The organism is Senimuribacter intestinalis (assembly GCF_943192965.1).
Taxonomy (GTDB): domain Bacteria; phylum Bacillota; class Clostridia; order Peptostreptococcales; family Anaerovoracaceae; genus Senimuribacter; species Senimuribacter intestinalis.
Map to the genome: position 1 here is coordinate 211112 of NZ_CALPCF010000004.1, position 19407 is coordinate 230518.

At 45.5% G+C, this 19407-nt stretch carries 16 protein-coding genes and 1 tRNA gene; 15 read left to right on the forward strand and 2 right to left on the reverse strand.

Annotated elements, in window-relative coordinates:
• Positions 1 to 93: 93 nt before the first annotated feature.
• The 5 genes from cobT to NFR88_RS05850 are packed head-to-tail and all read left to right on the forward strand — an operon-like array spanning position 94 to position 3566.
• Positions 94 to 1227, forward strand: coding sequence for a nicotinate-nucleotide--dimethylbenzimidazole phosphoribosyltransferase (gene cobT, locus NFR88_RS05830; RefSeq protein WP_161909421.1), 1134 nt, complete (start codon positions 94 to 96; stop codon positions 1225 to 1227).
• Positions 1227 to 1772 (forward strand): bifunctional adenosylcobinamide kinase/adenosylcobinamide-phosphate guanylyltransferase, encoded by a 546-nt coding sequence (locus NFR88_RS05835; protein WP_251614166.1) that lies wholly within the window; start codon positions 1227 to 1229, stop codon positions 1770 to 1772. The genes cobT and NFR88_RS05835 overlap by 1 nt, the downstream gene beginning before the upstream one ends.
• Complete coding sequence (locus NFR88_RS05840) at positions 1769 to 2527, forward strand: adenosylcobinamide-GDP ribazoletransferase (protein ID WP_251614168.1); 759 nt, start codon at positions 1769 to 1771, stop codon at positions 2525 to 2527. The genes NFR88_RS05835 and NFR88_RS05840 overlap by 4 nt, the downstream gene beginning before the upstream one ends.
• A gap of 18 nt (positions 2528 to 2545) precedes the next feature.
• The gene (locus NFR88_RS05845) at positions 2546 to 2926 is read left to right on the forward strand and encodes a bifunctional adenosylcobinamide kinase/adenosylcobinamide-phosphate guanylyltransferase (protein ID WP_207709516.1); all 381 of its coding nucleotides are present in this window, start codon (positions 2546 to 2548) and stop codon (positions 2924 to 2926) included.
• Positions 2927 to 2939: 13 nt separating this feature from the next.
• The gene (locus NFR88_RS05850; protein ID WP_160201602.1) at positions 2940 to 3566 is read left to right on the forward strand and encodes a histidine phosphatase family protein; all 627 of its coding nucleotides are present in this window, start codon (positions 2940 to 2942) and stop codon (positions 3564 to 3566) included.
• A gap of 284 nt (positions 3567 to 3850) precedes the next feature.
• On the opposite strand, the gene NFR88_RS05855 is transcribed toward NFR88_RS05850, so the two are convergent.
• Positions 3851 to 4825 (reverse strand): biotin--[acetyl-CoA-carboxylase] ligase, encoded by a 975-nt coding sequence (locus tag NFR88_RS05855; RefSeq protein ID WP_160201603.1) that lies wholly within the window; start codon positions 4823 to 4825, stop codon positions 3851 to 3853.
• Between the two features lie 168 nt (positions 4826 to 4993).
• Between NFR88_RS05855 and NFR88_RS05860 the strand changes: the two genes are divergently transcribed.
• The 3 genes from NFR88_RS05860 to NFR88_RS05870 all read left to right on the forward strand — a co-directional run bounded on the left by NFR88_RS05860 (position 4994) and on the right by NFR88_RS05870 (position 10105).
• Complete coding sequence (locus NFR88_RS05860; RefSeq protein WP_160201604.1) at positions 4994 to 6280, forward strand: HlyC/CorC family transporter; 1287 nt, start codon at positions 4994 to 4996, stop codon at positions 6278 to 6280.
• 8 nt (positions 6281 to 6288) lie between these two features.
• A complete protein-coding gene (secA, locus tag NFR88_RS05865) occupies positions 6289 to 9048 on the forward strand; it encodes a preprotein translocase subunit SecA (RefSeq protein WP_251614170.1) in 2760 nt (919 codons plus the stop codon).
• A 496-nt stretch (positions 9049 to 9544) separates the two neighbouring features.
• The gene (locus NFR88_RS05870) at positions 9545 to 10105 is read left to right on the forward strand and encodes a 5-formyltetrahydrofolate cyclo-ligase (protein WP_251614173.1); all 561 of its coding nucleotides are present in this window, start codon (positions 9545 to 9547) and stop codon (positions 10103 to 10105) included.
• 53 nt (positions 10106 to 10158) lie between these two features.
• On the opposite strand, the gene NFR88_RS05875 is transcribed toward NFR88_RS05870, so the two are convergent.
• A complete protein-coding gene (locus NFR88_RS05875) occupies positions 10159 to 10548 on the reverse strand; it encodes a pyridoxamine 5'-phosphate oxidase family protein (RefSeq protein WP_251614176.1) in 390 nt (129 codons plus the stop codon).
• 164 nt (positions 10549 to 10712) lie between these two features.
• Here NFR88_RS05875 and NFR88_RS05880 point away from each other — a divergent pair, with 164 nt between their 5' ends.
• The 7 genes from NFR88_RS05880 (at position 10713) to NFR88_RS05910 (ending at position 19159) form a co-directional block, all read left to right on the forward strand.
• The gene (locus NFR88_RS05880) at positions 10713 to 11099 is read left to right on the forward strand and encodes a winged helix-turn-helix transcriptional regulator (RefSeq protein WP_251614179.1); all 387 of its coding nucleotides are present in this window, start codon (positions 10713 to 10715) and stop codon (positions 11097 to 11099) included.
• Between the two features lie 472 nt (positions 11100 to 11571).
• Positions 11572 to 12679, forward strand: a protein-coding gene (gene prfB / locus NFR88_RS05885; protein WP_161909429.1) for a peptide chain release factor 2 whose coding sequence is annotated in 2 segments (ribosomal slippage) — positions 11572 to 11637 and positions 11639 to 12679 — 1107 coding nt in all. Because the reading frame shifts where the segments join, the coding sequence is not laid out codon by codon here.
• Position 12680: 1 nt separating this feature from the next.
• Complete coding sequence (locus NFR88_RS05890; protein WP_251614182.1) at positions 12681 to 14852, forward strand: Tex family protein; 2172 nt, start codon at positions 12681 to 12683, stop codon at positions 14850 to 14852.
• Positions 14853 to 14866: 14 nt separating this feature from the next.
• Positions 14867 to 15508 carry an HAD-IIIA family hydrolase gene (locus tag NFR88_RS05895; RefSeq protein ID WP_251614185.1) on the forward strand — a complete coding sequence of 214 codons (642 nt, stop codon included), beginning with the start codon at positions 14867 to 14869 and terminating at the stop codon, positions 15506 to 15508.
• Positions 15509 to 15524: 16 nt separating this feature from the next.
• Positions 15525 to 18848: a PD-(D/E)XK nuclease family protein gene (locus tag NFR88_RS05900; protein ID WP_251614188.1), complete on the forward strand. Its 3324-nt coding sequence runs from the start codon at positions 15525 to 15527 to the stop codon at positions 18846 to 18848.
• Positions 18849 to 18899: 51 nt separating this feature from the next.
• A tRNA-Thr gene (locus NFR88_RS05905) sits at positions 18900 to 18975 on the forward strand.
• 46 nt (positions 18976 to 19021) lie between these two features.
• The gene (locus NFR88_RS05910) at positions 19022 to 19159 is read left to right on the forward strand and encodes a hypothetical protein (RefSeq protein ID WP_160201613.1); all 138 of its coding nucleotides are present in this window, start codon (positions 19022 to 19024) and stop codon (positions 19157 to 19159) included.
• Positions 19160 to 19407: the final 248 nt, after the last annotated feature.

Here is a 19407-nt window from a genome sequence, read left to right on the forward strand (position 1 = left end):
CAATGAAAAATCCGTGCTTTTCCCTCGTTTGGAATTGTGGTAAAATAGATTTATTGTGAATGAAAGAGAGATGTAGAAGAAAGGTTACAAAAGATGAGCAACGAAAAGAAATTATTTGAGCTAATTGGAAAAATAGAAACCTTGGATGAAGGGGCAATGGCAGCAGCAAAACAGCGGCAGGATTACCTGGCAAAACCGCCGGGAAGTTTAGGTAAGCTTGAGGATATCTCCATAAAAATTGCAGGGATTTCCGGAAAAGCTGTAGGAAATGATGTGTCGAAGCAGTGTGTTGTCATCATGTCTTCAGATAATGGTGTCGTTGCAGAGGGCGTCGCGTCTGCACCGCAGTCTGTTACTTTGTCCCAGACTATCAATTTTACCAGAAGATATACCGGAGTCAGCTCCATGGCAAAGTATTATGGCATTGATCTTTTAGTAACAGATGTGGGCGTTGCCATGGAAATTCCGCAGGAACTTTATACGGATGCTATGCTGACAGAAGAGGGAAAGATTCCTGTCAAAATCGTAAATAGACGAATTGCAAACGGTACGCGGAATCTGGCAAAGGAAGCCGCTATGACCAGAGAGGAGGCGGTAAGAGCTATTCTCATCGGGATTGAAGCAGCGGAGGCGGCAAAAAAAGCTGGCGTACAGCTTATGGGCGTCGGTGAAATGGGTATCGGAAATACGACTACCAGTTCTGCAGTTTTGAGCGCATTGACCGGCGCACCTGCAAAGGACGTAGTCGGCAGAGGCGGCGGACTTAACGATGAGGGACTTGCTAAGAAGCTGAAAATCGTAGACGATGCAGTCAACAGCTGGTGCATGAGCGATCCTATAGAGAAGCTGGCAAAAGTTGGAGGCTACGATATCTGTGCTATGGTAGGTGCATTTTTGGGTGCAGGTATTTACAGGATTCCGGTTGTAATTGACGGTTTTATTTCTGTTGTTGCAGCTTGTGTTGCCAAGGAACTGAATCCGAGGGTGGTGGATTATATGTTTGCTTCCCACAAATCCTACGAAATCGGTTATGTGATTGCAATGGATCGACTGGGTCTTGCGCCGATGTTTGATCTTGGCATGCGTCTTGGAGAAGGAAGCGGCTGCCCGATTGCATTTAAAATTATCGAAACTGCCATTGCGTCCATGAATATCATGAAGACCTTGGAAGAAGCGTCTATTGACGGCGATTACTTAGAAGAAATTAGAAGGGAAAATTTATTCTAATGAATGTATTTATCAGCGGCGGCTGCAAGAATGGGAAGTCCATGTATGCCCAGCGGATTGCAAAGAGAATGTCTCAGGAGGAAGGAGTTCCTTTGTATTATCTGGCAACCATGATTCCTACCGACGATGAAGATAGAGAGCGAATTACCCGACACATCGGTGACCGGGAGGGATGGGGCTTTGAGACCATTGAACAGGGAATCCAGATTGAAAAAGCTTTAGATGGAGAAGTGGACGCAGGTGGAGCCTTTCTTCTTGATAGTGTGACGGCGCTGCTTTCCAACGAGATGTTCAGGCAGGATGGAACTATTGACCTTGGTGCAGGCGAGCGGGTTTGCAAAGAACTGGTGCGCTTTGCAGAAAAGACGGGAAATACAGTGTTCGTATCAGACTATATTTACTCTGACAGCAGAGTGTTCGACCACTACACCGAAAGCTACAGAAAAGCCCTTGCGCTCATCGACAGGACCCTTGCAAAGACCTGCGATAAAGTCATCGAAGTGGCTTTTGGGCATATATACGAATACTGTGAGGAAGATAGATGAAGAAATTTATAATTGGTTTTTTTATGGCATGGGGAAATTTTATTACGCTTCCTTGTCCATATAAACGGTGGGACAGCCAGTTAAAAAACATGATGCTGGCATTTCTGCCATCCATCGGGATGGTGATCGGTTTACTTTGGATGGGACTGTTTTGGATCATGCTGCGGATAGAATTATCACCGCTTTTGATCAGCTTCCTTATGATGTTTTATATTTTTGCCATATGCGGGTTTATGCATATGGACGGCTTTATGGACTGCAACGATGCAATTATGTCCAGACGTCCGTTAGAAGATCGGCAGAGGATTCTAAAGGATTCCACAGTCGGTGCTTTTGCGGTGGTGACGGTAGCGTTTCTGCTTCTTGCATGGTTTGCAGCTATGTCGACGGCGATTTATAGAATTAGCTATGCAGATCTTTTGACTTTACCTGTGGTAAGCCGGGCGATTAGCGGACTTGCGGTGCTTGTGTATCAGCCTATTGGGCACAGCCAGTATGTGGAAGACTACAAAGCTCCGGGCAGATGGAAGTATCGGCTTTCCGTGCTGCTGCAAACAGGGCTTGTAATGGGGCTTTCTGTGCTTCTAGGCGCAGGATGGATTAAGATGCTGATTTGCAGCGCAGTGATTGCTGTTGTCGGCTTTATCGCATGTCTTTATGCGAGGAAACAATTAGGTGGTATGAGCGGCGATATTGCGGGGTATACCATTTGTATCGGTGAACTGGCAGGCATTTTTGCGCTGGCGGTGCTTTAGGAAAGGATGGGAAAAGAAATGATTTTTATTTTCGGTGGTGCGTATCAGGGAAAATTGGATTATGCGCTAAAGAACTACGACTTGACGGAAAAAGATGTACACCATTGCGATATGGAGTCCATGGTGCTGAACTTTGATAGAAAGGTTATTGATAATCTGGACCGTTTTGTGCTGGCATGCATTAAGGAAGATGTCAATGCGAAGGAGTGTCTGGAAGACAATATTGATAAGCTGCGGGACAAAATTATTATCTGCGATGATATTTCTCAGGGAGTGGTGCCTATGGACAAGACCGAACGGGCATGGAGAGAGGCTACCAGCAGGTGTATGACCTATTTGGGGCAGGAGGCAGACGAAGTGATTCGTATTTTCTGCGGAATCGGCAGCAAGATTAAATAATTAAGGTGAGACAATGGTATCAAAAATTTACCTGATCAGACATGGAATTACGGAGGGAAATCAGAAGAAATGGTTTTACGGTGCGGCGGACTTACCGTTGGCGGATGAAGGTATCGCGGCACTGGAGAAAGCTGCTTCTGGCGGCATATATCCGCAAATTCCGGAGGACGCAGACTGCTATACGACAGGACTTTTGCGCACGGAGCAAACCTTTGAGCTGATTTTTGGAGAGCGTAATCATGGTGTGATTCGCAATTTGCGGGAGATGGAGTTTGGAGATCACGAGTGCAAATCCTACGAGGAGCTAAAGGATAATGAGGAATTTTCTGCTTGGTGCTGGGACGAGACCGGTGAGGCGGTTTTGACTGGCGGCGAGACGAAAAATGCCTTTGCAGCCAGAATTTCTGCCGGCCTTAGGGAACTTGTCGGTTATCACCGTTTGAAAGAACTTTCTCATCGCCACGACGGCAAGGACGCAATCACAGTCGTAATCTGTCACGGCGGTGTAATTTCTGCCGTTATGCAGGAACTTTTTCCGGCAGCAAAGGGCAGCATGTGGGACTGGATGCCGGAGCCAGGATTCGGCTATGCAGTGGAATTTAAAGATGGCGAGCCGGCTTCCTTTGAGGAAATTAAATAATCCAATAAATATATAAAAATCAAAAGGTTTTTTACTACTTGTACATATATCCGGGAAAAGAGCCTAAAATATGCATAAACTCTTGAGGAAATCTGCATATTTTTGATGTTTCTTCTCCTGATATGCATTTTTTTCAATAAAAACCTCTGAAATAGCAGCCGGATTGTCGGTTCGGTGCGGCGAATGTGCATATATAACGCAAAAATCCCGAAAATATGCAGACTAATGTGCATATTTTCGGGATTTTCTTTGAAAATATGTATTTTTCCACAGGGCAGAAGCAGCTATTCTTCTAGTCGCACGGATACCTCCCCCGTGGTGAGGGTTTCAATCTGACGCATTTTAGGACCTTCCATGTATTCCACTACCAGTCCGCCATTGTCGTCGATATCGATGGCTCTGGCTTTAATGGATGTTTCATTAAGATTGGCATGAATACGGATATTTTTGCCTAAGAGAAAACACTTTGTGCGGTATTCGATGAGGAAAGACTTGCTTTCTAGATTTTCCAGTATTTCTAGAGTCTGATTATAGATTTCAGCTGCCAGCTTTCCGCGGGAGAAGGCGTTCTTCTTGTCGGATACACAGCCGACGATATCTTTCAGATCTTCTGGAAAGCTGCCGGGGAAACAGTTGACACCGATCCCAATGATCAGGCTGTCAATTTTTCCTGATTCAAAATTGGTCTGCGCCTCTGTGAGGATGCCGCAGATTTTTTTGTTCTTATAAAAAAGGTCATTGACCCATTTGATTTTTACTTTGACGCCGGCTACTTTTTCCAAGGCGCGGCAGACTGCCACAGCTACGGCCATAGTAACGTAGAGGGATTTATTCAAATCAAAGGTTGGTCGCAGGGCAATGGTCATGTACAGTCCAGTTCCTGAGGGTGAAGCAAACATTCTGCCCAGACGACCCCTGCCGGCTTCCTGCTTGTTGGCAATCACCATAACGGGTTTATTTCCAACAGTGATTTCCTTCGCTACATTGTTGGTGGAATCCACGGTGTCAAAGACACGCAGATCACAGGGATAGCGAAGATCGCCGACGACAGAGGCATCGGTGAGAATGTTGCTCTTTGTTTTTAGACGATAGCCGACGCTAGGCTTGCTTTCTATATGATAACCTTCATCTTTAAGCTGCTTCATAGCTTTCCAGATGGCGTTTCTGGAAACCTGTAATTCTTCTCCGATTTTCTGACCGGAAAGAAAGATTCCTGTATTTTCACTGAGCAGTTTTAAAAGTTCGGTTTTTGTGGACATGTCGTATTCCTCCGTATTTTGTTTATATGCTTAGTATAGCACGAATTCCTATCAGAAAAAAGTTGGAGTTTGTGTGAAATCCTTTATTTTTTTTGATATATGTGGTAAAATACTATGTTACAAGTACCTTTTTTTAATTCAAAATATGAGGAGGAAAACAGGAAATATATGGATAGTCATATAGGGTATTCTATCGGGATTATTGTTATTTTTGTGGTTTTGTCGGCGTATTTTTCGGCAACAGAAACGGCGTTCACATCGCTTAACCGGATCAGACTGAAGAATCTGGCAGGAGATGGGGATAAACGAGCAAAACGAGTATTGGAGTTAGAAAGCAAATACGATAATTTACTTTCGACGATTTTAATCGGAAACAATATTGTAAATATAGGGATGACCGCAGTTGCGACAGCTTTATTTCTGGAATTAACGCCGCAATATGGGGCAACACTTTCAACTGTAGTTGTCACCGTCGTCGTATTGATTTTTGGTGAGATTTCTCCAAAGAGCCTGGCGAAGGAGAGTCCAGAAAGTTTTGCTATGTTTTCATCAGGTTTTATCAATGTGCTGATGGTGATTTTAACGCCAATCAACTTCGTTTTTAGCCAATGGAAGAAACTTCTTGCGAAGATTTTTAAGGTGGTAGATAACAGGGGAATTACGGAAGACGAGCTTTTGACTATTGTGGAGGAAGCTGAAACGGAAGGGAATCTGGCGGCAGAGCAAAGCGAGCTGATTCAGAATGCTATCGAATTTAATGAACTTGAAGCGTGGGATGTGCTGACACCCCGTGTAGATATTAAGGCAATCGAAATTGATTCTACGAAGAAAGATGTAGCGAAGATGTTTATGGAAACCGGCTATTCGAGATTGCCGGTTTATGAGGATGATTTGGATAAGATATTGGGAGTTCTCAATCAGAAGGATTTTCACAATTACATTTCTGGTTCTAAGAAGACAATCTCTGACTATGTAAAACCTGTAGTTTACGTAGCAGGTTCTATGAAAGCGGCAGATCTTTTAAAAAAGCTGCAGGTGAACAAAACCCATATCGCTATTATCGTCGATGAATACGGCGGGACGGCGGGGCTTGTCACGATGGAGGATATTATTGAAGAGCTGGTCGGTGATATTTACGACGAGCATGACGAAGTGGAATCTCAGGAGATTACGCAGCTGCAGGATGGAAGCTATAGAGTCCTGTGCAGTACTAACGTAGAGAAAATGTTTGATTACTTTGATGAAGAGGTAGAGCTAGATGCAACTACCGTCAACGGCTGGGTTGTACTGCAGCTTGATAAACTGCCGAAGGCGGGAGATACTTTTGAATATGAAGTAGGAAATAAATTATTTGAAGGTCGGGTTATCAAGGCTGACGAACGCAAAGCAATTGAAATTAATTTAAGAGTTACGGAAAAACCTGAAGAAGAGCAGACGAACAGAAAGGGGAATTAATACAGACTATGGGACTGATGGAAAAGATCTTTGGTGATCTAAATGAAAAAGAAATTAAGAAAATATCTAAAATAGTAGATCAGGTTGAGGCACTAGACGAGGATATGCAGAAGTTATCCGATGAGGAACTGCAGGCAATGACGCCAAAACTGAAGGAGAGGCTTGCAAATGGTGAAACACTGGATGACATTTTACCAGAGGCTTTTGCGGTCTGCCGTGAAGGGGCGGTGCGAAGCCTGGGCATGAAACATTTCCGCGTACAGCTGATCGGCGGGGTGGTTTTACATCAGGGAAGAATTTCCGAAATGAAAACTGGTGAAGGTAAGACCTTGGTGGCAACGCTGGCAGCATACCTCAATGCCTTAGAAGGCAAGGGGGTGCATGTGATTACAGTCAACGACTATCTGGCAAAGCGTGACGCAGAATGGATGGGTAAACTCTATTCCTTCCTGGGGCTCTCCGTGGGCTGTGTTATTCACGGAATCTCCGGCGAAGAGAGAAAAGCTGCTTATATGGCGGATATCACTTACGGAACCAATAACGAATTCGGCTTCGATTATTTGAGAGACAATATGGTAATTTATCAGGAAGAACTCATGCAGCGCGACCTGAACTTTGCCATCATTGACGAAGTCGACTCCATTTTAGTAGATGAAGCTAGAACGCCGCTGATTATTTCCGGCAAAGGTGCAAAATCTACGGATTTATATAAAACTGCGGACCGCTTTGTTACGACGCTGACTAAGGAAACGGACTTTACGGTAGAAGAAAAAGACCAGCAGGTAGCGCTGACGGATGAAGGCGTTGCCAAGGCGGAAGCCTTCTTTAAGGTGGATAACTATGGCGACCCTGAGAATATGGAGATCAACCATCACGTGCTGCAGGCTCTGAAGGCGCGTAATCTGATGGAGCGAGATGTAGACTATATCGTAAAAGATGGAGAAATCATCATCGTTGACGAGTTCACCGGTCGTCTTATGTTCGGAAGAAGATTCTCCAACGGTCTGCATCAGGCAATCGAAGCAAAGGAAAGAGTAGCGGTTCGCTCAGAATCTAAGACGCTGGCAACCATCACTTTGCAGAATTATTTCAGAATGTACAACAAGCTGGCAGGCATGACCGGTACGGCGAAGACTGAGGAAGAGGAATTCCGCGACATCTACAATATGGATGTCGTGGTGATTCCAACCAACCGCGAAATCGCCAGAAAAGATTTGGACGATTCCGTTTACCAGACAGAGCGGGGTAAAGTCAAAGCTATCGCAAATAGAGTTGCCCAGGTGCACGAAACTGGACAGCCAGTGTTGGTAGGTACCATTTCTATTGAAAAATCCGAGATGATCAGCGATATGCTAAAAAAGCGCGGTGTAAAACACAACGTGCTCAATGCGAAGCAGCATGATAAGGAAGCCGAAATCGTTGCAGAAGCAGGTCGCCTTGGCATGGTAACCATTGCGACTAATATGGCAGGTCGTGGTACCGATATTATCCTGGGTGGCAATCCGGAATTTGAAGCGAAACGGGAAATGAAGAAGCAGGGCTATTCTGACGAAGCGATTTCCTTCGCATCCAGCTTTATCAAATCTGATGATCCGGCGCTCAATGAAGCCAGAGAAAAATTTAATCAGCTGCATCAGCAGTTTAAGGAAGAGAGAAAAGAAGAACAGCAGAAAGTTGTGGAACTTGGCGGGCTTTGCATCATCGGTACTGAACGCCACGAATCCAGACGTATTGATAACCAGTTGCGAGGTCGTTCCGGTCGTCAGGGCGACCCTGGTCAGACTCAGTTCTTTATCTCATTGGAAGATGAACTACTTCGCCTCTTTGGCGGCGAGAGAATGCAGAAGCTGGTTGACAGAATGGGGCTTGAAGAGGATGAAGCGATTGAAGCAGGCATGCTTTCCCGTGCCATCGAAGGTGCACAGAAAAAGGTGGAAGGCAAGAACTTCGGCATCAGAAAATATGTATTGCAGTATGACAATGTCATGAACAAGCAGAGAGAAATCATCTACGAAGAACGCCGCAAGGTGCTCTTTGGTGAAGATTTGCGAGAGTATATCATCAATATGATGAAGACGATTGTAAATGCAATCATCGATCCGATTGTAGTAGATTCCAAATTCCCTGAGGAATGGGATTTTGAGACGATGAACAAGAACCTGCGCAAGATTACCGCAAATTATCGCGGAAAGAGTTCCCATACAGCAGAAGAACTTCGCGATATGACAGAAGAGTCTTTGCGTGAGTCGGTTATCGCTGAGTTTGAAAAACTGTATGAGTTGAAGGAAGCTGAAATCGGTGCGGAGCAGATGCGAGAAGTTGAGCGCATGATTCTTCTTCGTGTCGTAGATAATCTTTGGATGGATCACATCGACGCTATGGATCAGCTGAAATCCGGTATCGGTCTGCGTGCTTTGGGGCAGCAGGATCCTGCTGCAGCTTACGCAAAAGAAGGCTTTGACATGTTTGAGCAGATGATCAGCGCAATTCAGGAAGACACGGTGAAGTACTGCTATAACGTAACTGTTGAAACGAAGACAGAGCGCCGTGCTATCATGGAAGCGGAAAAAGCAACGAAATCAGACTTTGTTGAGGACGATACCGTTCGAGCAATGCAGGGCGAAGGGCAGCTTCCAGAAGGTGCGCAGGTGCCGGAGCGGGAAAACAAGCCGGAAACCTACAGACGCGATCAGCCGAAAGTCGGCAGAAATGATCCATGCCCTTGTGGCAGCGGTAAGAAATATAAGAACTGCTGCGGGAGATCCTAGCTGATTTTCCCCCACTTCAGTGGGAATGGAAAATCGGACAGCGAAGGGAGCCAGTCGATTGTAGACTGGAGACCGGAGGAGTGAAGCGATAGCGAAACGTTGCCCAATTGTCTGAGCTGATGCCGCCAAAGACGGCGGAGGCGAAAGAGGAGTAAAGTTGTGCAAAATTGAGCGTTTTTAGGCTTGATGCAAACCCCATAGAGTTATCAGTTGTGCAGATTGGCTTTTTTATCATGCCTCTGCACAACTTTTTGATTTTCTTTAAGATTTGGTGGGAAAGGTTGTGTAAATTTGAGCTGTTTTATCGCTGACACATAACCTGAATCGGAGGCGAAGCCGAATATCGAGGACATATAAGCATTTTGCTATTAGAGTTGTGTAGGGATCTTGGTTTTGCTAGCGCTTGCACAACTTACGATGATTGGAGTTGTGCATGGAAGATGTAAACATGTAAATTTGCACAACTTGTGCTGGTTGTCATGTAAGGAGAGAAAAATTGAACGATAGAGAGCAAATTCGCAAAAGTACAATTTCTGCAAGAGATTGCCTGGGCGGTGTACAGCGGCAGGAGTTGTCCGCAAAAATATCGGAGCACATCGCAGCCTCAGCGGAGTTTCAAGAGGCTGAAATCATCATGTTATATAAGGGCGTGCGGGGTGAAGTGCGCCTTGAAAAGCTGGAGCAGATTGCAGAACATGCCGGTAAGCGGATTGTTTATCCGCTATGTACAGGTCCGGGGGAGATGATTGCGCTGGAACCAAAGAAAAAAGAGGGTGCATGGGAAAAAGGTGCCTACGGCATTATGGAGCCAGTGCGAAAGCATTCCATTGTTGTGTCGCCGGAGGATATTGATCTGGTGATTTGTCCATGTACTGCCTTTGATGAAAAGGGGAACCGCATGGGTATGGGAGCTGGCTACTATGATAGATTTCTGCCGCAGTGTGCAAATGCGGTTGTCATCGCTGCTGCTTTTGAAGTGCAGAAGGTAAAAAGACTGCCTGTAGATGAGTGGGACTACTCGATGGAACGGGTTTTCACGGAAGAGAGAACATATTAAAAAATCCGCACGGTTCATTTTTGAAGATGTGCGGATTTCTTTCGCGTCCAAGCTTACAGTTCTTTTTTGTTATCCGGTCCCGGTGTGGTTACAATCACTTTTTCGGGGGTGATAACAACTGCACCTTTTGCGGCCAGCGCACCGCCAAATTTTTCGGCGGCAACCTTTTTAAGCATGTCTACTACCGGACCTTCGCTCAGGTATTCGGCGGAACCCTTGATTTGATAGCCCTCGGAAGTAGCCGGGTTGCATACAGAAACTGCAGCTTTGCCGGTTGCCTGAATATTTTTTGCAGTGGTTTCCATGAAAACATCTCCGGCAATCAGCTTTTCATCGTCTGATACCATCTTAAATCCTACCGGTACAGCGTTGGGTTCGTCGGAAAAGGTGGCAATGTACCACAACTGTTCATTGAGTAAATTTTTTACAGCTTCACTTAACATCGAAATATTCCTCCTAATAATGTATGTTTGACCATATTATAACAAATTCGCTACTAAAAAATAAGATATGATTATATTTATTAGTCACTATTAAAAAGAATAGTGACTTGTAAAAAAATAGTAAAATTGATATAATGCAAACTGACGGAAAAGGAGGATAAGCAATGTATCAGGCAAAATTAGAAAAGGATATTCGTTGCCCTTTGGAATATGGACTGGAAGTCTTTGGTGGAAAATGGAAATCCCGTATTATTTGTGTACTAGCGGGGAAAGAACCGGTGCGTTATAGCGAAATTCGCAAAGAAATGCGCAATATAACTGACGCAGTTCTGGCGGCAAATTTGAAGGATTTAATTAAAGAGGGAATTGTACTGCGAAGATCCTACGATGAAATTCCACCGCGGGTGGAATATAGTTTGACAGAAAAGGGCAGGACTGTATTGCCGGTGTTGATCGATATCGCAAAGTGGGCAGAGCCCTATTTTGAGAATCATGCGAAGGCTGCAGAAGAAAGGACCTGCCAGCATTGCGGTGTGCAGAAGAAATTTTAGCAAAGTGCGGCGTTCGCAGCTTGATATCTTAACTTATATCCGGTTTTTTCAATAAAAGTGTATAAGAGAAGTCTCGAATCTTAACCGAAGACTATGGAATCTTCAAAAAATGTATAAGCCCAAGAGAATGTTTCAGCCGTGTATAGTGTTCTGCATATATAATTCGGGGATTTCCGCGAGAAAACTTACATTTTATGTAGAATTCAATGCCTTACAGATAACATCTTGCGTGAAATGTAAGTTCTGCGAGGTGTGGGGAGATTCTTTTTATACATTTTTTGAAGAAAGCCGGGAAGTGAGTTAAGATTTTTCGGTGAGGAGATTTTGTGAATAACAGACTCGCAGTGAAAGTCATCGAAGCCATGGCGCACTGGCACAGTTTTTTTAGAAAACCGGTGTAAAACAGATGTAAAGCCGGAATTTTTATGATAAAATAATAAAATATGAATTTAACAGTAAAGGATGTGAGAAAATGATTCAATTCGATCAGATGAAATCTGACCTGCCGATTGCAAAGGCGAATCTCAAAGAGGTAGGTGAGTCCCTTTGACCTTGCGGGTCTTAGGAAGCAATTAGAAGAACTCAGCGTGCAGACGGAGGATCCGGAATTCTGGAACAATCCCGACACGGCACAGAACATTTTAAAGAAAAAGAAGAGCCTGGAAACCAGACTTGAAAAATATGAATCTCTGGAAAAAGGCTTTGACGATATGGAAGAACTGATGGAACTGGCAGAAGAAATGGAAGACGAGGAAGAAGCTGACTCCATCGTAGAAGCCTTCGGAAATCTGCAGCAGCAGCTGGAGACACTGAAACTGGACACTTTGTTATCTGGAAAATACGACCATAACAACGCTATTATTTCCGTACATGCGGGAACAGGCGGCGTAGATGCTATGGACTGGGCGCAGATGCTTTACAGAATGTACGTCCGGTGGTCGGAGAAGAAAGGATATAAAGTGACTTTGGTCGACATGCAGGATGATACCGAGGCGGGCATTAAGAGCGCAACTTTAATTGTAGAGGGTGAAAATGCTTACGGTTATTTGAAGAACGAAAAAGGTGTGCACCGTCTAGTCAGAATTTCTCCGTTTAACTCAGCAGGAAAGAGACAGACTTCTTTTGCGGCGCTGGAAGTTATGCCGGAAATCGAAGACGATATGTCTGTAGAAATTGACCCAGAGGATCTGCGCATTGACACCTACAGGAGCAGTGGGGCAGGGGGTCAGCATGTCAACAAGACCGATTCGGCGATCCGAATCACACATCTGCCGACCCACATTGTAGTAACTTGCCAGAACGAGAGAAGTCAGCACCAGAACAAGGAGATGGCGATGAAGATTCTGGCATCCAAGCTGATGGAACTGAAAGAGCAGGAGCACAAGGAAAACTTAAAGGAACTGAAAGGTGACTTTTCCCTGATTACCTGGGGTTCCCAGATTCGCTCCTACGTTTTCCAGCCATACACCATGGTAAAAGATCACCGTACCGGTGCAGAAGTCGGCAATGTAGGCGCAGTGATGGACGGAGACATCGACTACTTTATTAATGAAAAACTGAAACAGAGGGACGAAGATTAATATGAACATTATTGAAAAACTAGCAAGTGAATTTAAAGTCAAAACAGCGCAGGTGGAAAGCACAGTTGCGCTCATCGATGAGGGAAATACGATTCCCTTTATCGCTCGTTACAGAAAGGAAGTGACCGGCGGTCTGACTGACGTGACTCTTCGCGATATGGACGAGAGACTGCAGTACTTGCGCAACCTGGAAAGCCGAAAGGAAGAGGTGCTCCGTCTTATTGAAGAACAGGGCAAGCTGACCGAAGAGCTGAAAGCCGAAATCCAAAAAGCGGAGGTTTTGCAGCGTGTAGAAGACCTGTATAAGCCATATAAACAGAAAAAGGCAACTAGAGCTTCCAAAGCAAAAGAAAGAGGACTGGAACCTCTGGCAATGATTTTTTATGCCCAGCAGAAGAAAGAAGGAAATCCTCTGGACTTTGCAGCAGATTTTATCAATCCGGATAAAGAAGTGGAAACAGCAGAAGACGCTGTGCAGGGCGCTATGGACATCATCGCAGAGATGATTGCCGATGACGCAGATTTGACCAAGGCAATCAGAGAAAAGACCTTTGCCAAGGGACAGATTGCTACAGAAGCAACGGATCCAGAGGAGAAGACTGTCTACGAAATGTATTACGGCAGCAGCGAAGCGATTGCTAAAATGCCGAACCACAGAGTTCTTGCGGTCAATCGCGGTGAAAAAGAAAAGAAATTGAAAGTAAAAGTCGCTATCGACAGCGAAGAAATTACAGGCCTTATCGCAAAGCAGGTCATTCGCGGAAAATCTATCTTTACAGGTCTTTTGGAAGAGACTATTGCCGATTCTTACAAGCGTCTCATTGCGCCGTCCATTGAGCGTGAAATGCGCAATATTTTGACTGAACGGGCGGAGACTGAGGCGGTAAAGGTCTTTGCAAAGAATACAGAAAAGCTTTTGATGGTGCCGCCTGTCAAGGGAAAGAAAATCATTTCCATTGACCCAGGCTACAGAACTGGTTGTAAAGTTGCGGTGCTGGACGAGACAGGAAAGCTAAAAGCCTACACCACCATCTATCCGACTGAGCCAAAAAATGATGTAGCTGGAACGGAGAGAACTTTGGAAAAGATTATCAATAAATTCGGTACGGATATCATCGTAATCGGAAACGGCACTGCTTCCAGAGAAACCGAAGAGGTAGTTGCAAACTTCCTGAAAAAACACGATTACGATATTCAGTACACCATCGTCAACGAAGCGGGCGCTTCCGTTTATTCGGCTTCCAAGCTGGCAACAGAAGAGTATCCTGACCTTGATGTTACCACCAGAGGCGCTATGTCGTTGGGCAGACGTCTGCAGGATCCACTGGCAGAGCTGGTAAAAATTGATCCAAAGCACATCGGCGTAGGACAGTATCAGCACGATATCAACCAGAAGCAGCTTGATACAGCGCTGACTAATGTGGTTGAGGACTGCGTAAACAGAGTCGGTGTAGATTTGAACACCGCGTCTCCGTCCCTTCTTTCCTATATCGCAGGTGTCAACATGGGTATCGCCAAGAACATCGTGGCATATAGAGAAGAAAACGGCAGATTCAAAAACAGAAAAGAACTGATGAAAGTTTCCAAGCTAGGGGAAAAGGCGTTTAAGCAGTGTGCAGGTTTTATGCGAATTGCAGACGGCAGCGAGCCTCTTGACAGTACCTCTGTACATCCTGAATCTTACAAAGCTGCCGAGGAAATGATGAACAAAATCGGCATTACCAAGGAGGAAATCTTATGCGGCGGCGCTAAGAATATCGATGAGAAAATTTGGGAGGCGTACCCTGCGAAAAAACCTTCGGAAAGTGTAAAGAAAATGGCAGAGGATCTGGGTATCGGTGAAATGACTCTAAGTGATATCATCGCAGAAATGAAAAAACCGGCAAGGGACCCTCGTGAGGACGCGCCACCGGTGATTTTCAGAAACGATGTTAGGAGTTTTGAGGATTTGAAGGTGGACATGGAGCTAACTGGAACCGTCCGCAACGTGGTGGACTTCGGAGCTTTTGTGGATATCGGCGTCAAGCAGGACGGACTGGTGCACGTGTCTCAGCTTTCTAACAAGTTTATCAAGCACCCGATGGACGTGGTGTCCGTGGGAGATACTGTGAAAGTAAAAATTCTCAGCGTAGATCCGGAGAAGAAAAAGATTGCGCTGACGATGAAATTCTAGAAAAGGAGCCTGTCATGGCAATAAAGACGATTTTATTTGATTTTGACGGAACGGTTGCAAATACCAATAGACTGATTATTGATTCCTGGCAGCATGTTTTTCGGACGGTTCATGGAAAAGAAGCCGATGAAGCAGATATTAAGGCGACCTTCGGAGAGCCTTTGGGCATTAGTATGGTGAAGAACTTTCCGGATATGAATCCGGAGGAAGCCATCGACATGTACAGGAGCCATCAGAAGGATATTTATGAGGACATGATAGAGCCCTTCCCCGGCATGATAGAGCTTTTGCAGGGCCTTAAGGAAAAAGGTTATCAAGTAGGCATTGTAACTTCCAGACTGCGCAACTCCACGATGATCGGGCTTAGAAAGTTTGGTATCATGGAAGTGATCGACTGCATCGTAACTTGTGAAGATACGGACAAACATAAGCCGGATCCTGAGCCTGCGCTGATTGCCCTTGAGCGGCTTTGTGCAAAGGCAGAGGAAACGCTGATGGTAGGCGACAGCATGTTCGATATTAAATGTGCCCACAATGCCGGCATGAAGGCGGTTATGGTGGGGTGGGCAGAAGCTATTACGGAAGCTGATTTGACTGGTCCTGACAGACCGGAGTACTGTATCACAAAAGCTGAAGATCTGTACGACATTCTTTAGAATTTGGGGAATCACTATGCTGCAAATCTTTTACGGAAGAGAAAGTATCGAAAAGGAAAAGTTCATCTACGAGGATATTCAGAAAAATCCAGGCAGGACGATTGTCATCGTGCCGGATCAGTACACGCTGGAAGCAGAGAAGCAGGCTTTCTTGTTTTTGCATGCAGAAAGCATGATGGATGTGGAGATTATCGGCATGTCGCGCCTTGGAAGCAGATTGCTTTCGCAGCAGGGGGGCGGCAGCAAAACCTTTATCGATAAATACGGCAGACATATGCTGCTGACCCAGATTGCCGGAAAATGCGAGGACAAGCTGCAAGTGTTTAAAGGCAGTCTCAGAAAACCGGCATTTATCGAGATGACGAATAACTTTATTTCGGAGATGAAGCAGTATAACGTGAATCCGCAGGACTTGACGGAACTAAGCCAGGCGCTTTCTGAAGAAAGCGTTCTGCGGGCGAAACTTGCTGATCTTGTGCTGATTTTCAGTGAATATCAGAAGAAAATTAAGGATAGATATACTGACTCTGAGGATTATATCGACCTGTATATGAGTAAGATTCGTTCATCTGCGTGGATTTCCGAGAGCAGGATTTGGGTATACGGCTTTGACAGTTTTGCGCCGAAAGCCTTGGATGTGCTGGGAAATCTCATAGCAACTGCAAAGGAAGTCAGCGTATTTTTGACCTGCGACAAGGGCTGCAGAGATGAAGAACTGTTTCTGCTGCCGGAAATTGTCATGAGGAATTTACGGAAACAAGCGGAAGCCTATGATATGGAATGCAGGATACAGCAGATTGCTGAAGGGACTGGCTTTGATGCGGTGAGAAATCCAGCCATCTCCCATATTGAAAAAGAGTTTTATGCGGTGGGGCAGCGAACCGGCGATTTTCCTTTACTGAAGGAGCAAGACGCGCCGGTCGTTTTGGTGCAGGCTGCCAACATGTACAGCGAGGCAGAGTCAGCAGCGTCCTATATTTTGCATTTAATCAGGGACAAAGGGCTTCGCTATCGGGATATCGTAGTGATTTGCAATGATCAGACCGTGCGTGGCTCTATTATAGGAAGAGTTTTTGAAGAATGGGGTTTACCTGTTTTTGATGACAAAAAGCGGTCTGTCTTGAGTTCGCCTATTGCAATTTTTGCGGTGGGACTGTTGGAAACAGTAGTGTATAACTATCGGAGCAGCGATATTTTCAAAGTGCTGAAAACTGGGTTTTCCAGTCTTTCTGATGAAGAAATTGAGCGCCTTGAGAACTACTCCATTCAGTACAGAATCAAGAGGAACATGTGGCTGGCGCCTTTTGTTAAGGGGCAGATGGAGTACGGAGATGACGGTCTTGAGGAACTTAACGCCATAAGAGAAAAGGCGATGGAGCTGTTTGCCGGGCTTAAAATGATTTGCGATGAGACGGTATCTATGGGCGATTTTGTCTGCCGATACTATGATTTTTTGATAGAGGACTGCGGGCTAGGCGTGCGGATTGCGGAGTTGCTTCGCGTACAGGAGGAGCAGGGTCTTTTTGATCTGGCGGAGGAGACTGCACAGATTTGGGGGCAGATGGTTGGACTTTTGGATCAGATTGCAGAGCTTGCCGGGGAAGAGCAGTTTAGACGGAAGGATTTCGTAGAGCTCTTGATTGCCGGACTGTCTCAGCTTGAAATTGGCGTGCTGCCGCCGACTGCGGACGATATTCTCATGGGAACCATGCAGAGAACCAGAAGCGGTCAGGTGAAAGCGGTGGTTATCATCGGCGCTAACGAAGGTCTGCTTCCTGCAAATGCTTCTTCTGAGGGGCTTTTCAGTATGGAAGAACTGGAATTTTTCGCAGAGGAAGGAAAAGAAATCTGTAAAGTAGAAAAAATTCGTGTCATGGAAGAACAGCTGGCGATTTACAGGAACCTGTCAAAGGCGTCGGATTACCTGTGGATTAGCTATTCTGCCAGCGACGGAGACGGCAAGGAAAGTCGCCCGTCTGAAATCATCGATACACTGCGCAGGCTGTTTCCAAATCTCACCGTGCAGACAGATGTAGTTAGCAGCGGGGATATTGATGCAGTAGTAGGCGGCAGGATCAATACCTTGCGTCATTTGACGGAAGCGCTGCTTTCTGTAAGGCGGGGGGAAAAGATCGACAGCAGGTGGAAGGCTGTAATACATTGGTACCAGTGTCATGAACCGGAAAGCCTGCAGCGGGTTTCCGAGGGGCTGTCCTTTACCAATGCGCAGAAGGATATTTCGCCAGAACTGGCGGCGCTGCTGTATAAAAAGGAAATGAATTTGCCGATGACCCTGAGCCCGTCCAGGCTGGAGAAGTTCAGTCGTTGCCCCTTTTCTCATTTTATCGCATATGGGCTGAGACCGCAGGAACGGCGGATTTATGAGGCGTCGAGCAGAGAAATCGGGGATATCTACCATCGATGTTTAATGGAGGTTTCACGGAAGCTGACGGCAGAAGATCGATGGGATAGTATTTCGGAGGATGAATGCCGCAGTTTTGTCAGCGATATTGCAAAGCTGGAAGCTGCAAATTACCGGGAAGGAATTTTTGACTTCGGCAATGAAGAACGCTACAAGACCAGGCGTATTGAGGATACATGCTTTCATGTCTGCTGGGCTCTTGTGGAGCAGGTGCGGGCAGGAAAGATCGAGAAAAGTCTTTACGAGGTGCCTTTTGGAAGAGAACGCAGTATAGCGCCTATTGAAGTGGATCTAGGGAGCAGTACGGTTTATATCGAAGGCAAAATTGACAGATTGGATATTTTAGAAGGCGATCGGGTTAAAATTGTAGATTACAAGACCGGTAAAGAAACCTTCAATGAAAAAGAAGCCAGAGCCGGATACCGGCTGCAGCTTATGCTGTATCTCAAAGCGGCGCAGGAAAAACAGAGAAAGCCTGCCGGAGTATTCTATTTTCACATTGCAGACCAGCGAGTGGATTTGACTGGAACAGAGCGGGAAAAATTTTTTGAAAAAATTTCAAAAGAAATGAGGAAATTTTTCCGATTAAGTGGTATAATGATAGATAGTGGTGCGGTTATCGAAGATATCGCTGGCGAGTTCAGCGGATTTTCGGATATTCTGCCTCTGCGAAGAAACACTGCTGGTGAGGTTTCCGCAACTTCTGAGGGGTTTCTTCTCAGTGATGAACAATTTGAGCAGCTACAGGCAGATGTAGATGTACAGATTGAGAAGCTGTGCAGACAGCTTTCTGATGGCAGAATCGCCATCCACCCGAAGAAAACGGAGAAACAGTCCCCTTGTACTTATTGTGACTATAAGGGTATCTGCAGGTTTGACCTGAGTTTTCCGGGTTGTAATTACGAGGTCATTAAATAAATATGATAGATGCCGGGCGGCGTATGATAAAAGCCGCCGCCCGCTGGATTTGCTTCCGTGGCTCAGTTGGCAGAGCAGCGCATTCGTAACGCGCAGGTCGCCGGTTCGATCCCGGCCGGGAGCTCCAGAAGATTGAAAAATGCAGGTTGTTATAGCCTGCATTTTCTGTTTCTATGGAATTTAACCCGGTAGCAAAGGTGGGTTTTGATGGGGCGTTTTATGCGATACTGACGCGCATACAAGTCAAATATGACTGCCGGAAGTTGATGAAAAATAAGGAACCTTGTCCGCAGAAACAAGGCGTGGTATAATACGTATAGTCAAGAAAATATGGAAGTCTTATGGCGGCGAATCTTCGGAAAGGAGCCTGAATGTCTGACTATGAAATCCTAGTCATCGTATTGATGATTATTGGGATTGTCAGATGGGATAACCACCGAAAGTAAAACCGCCTCGGGCTGCCACCTGAGACGGTTTTGAATACATTTTAAAGCTTATCAGAAGGTTCGCCAAGGCTTCCTTCTTGACTCCAATATACCACGATTAAAAAGATTTTGCA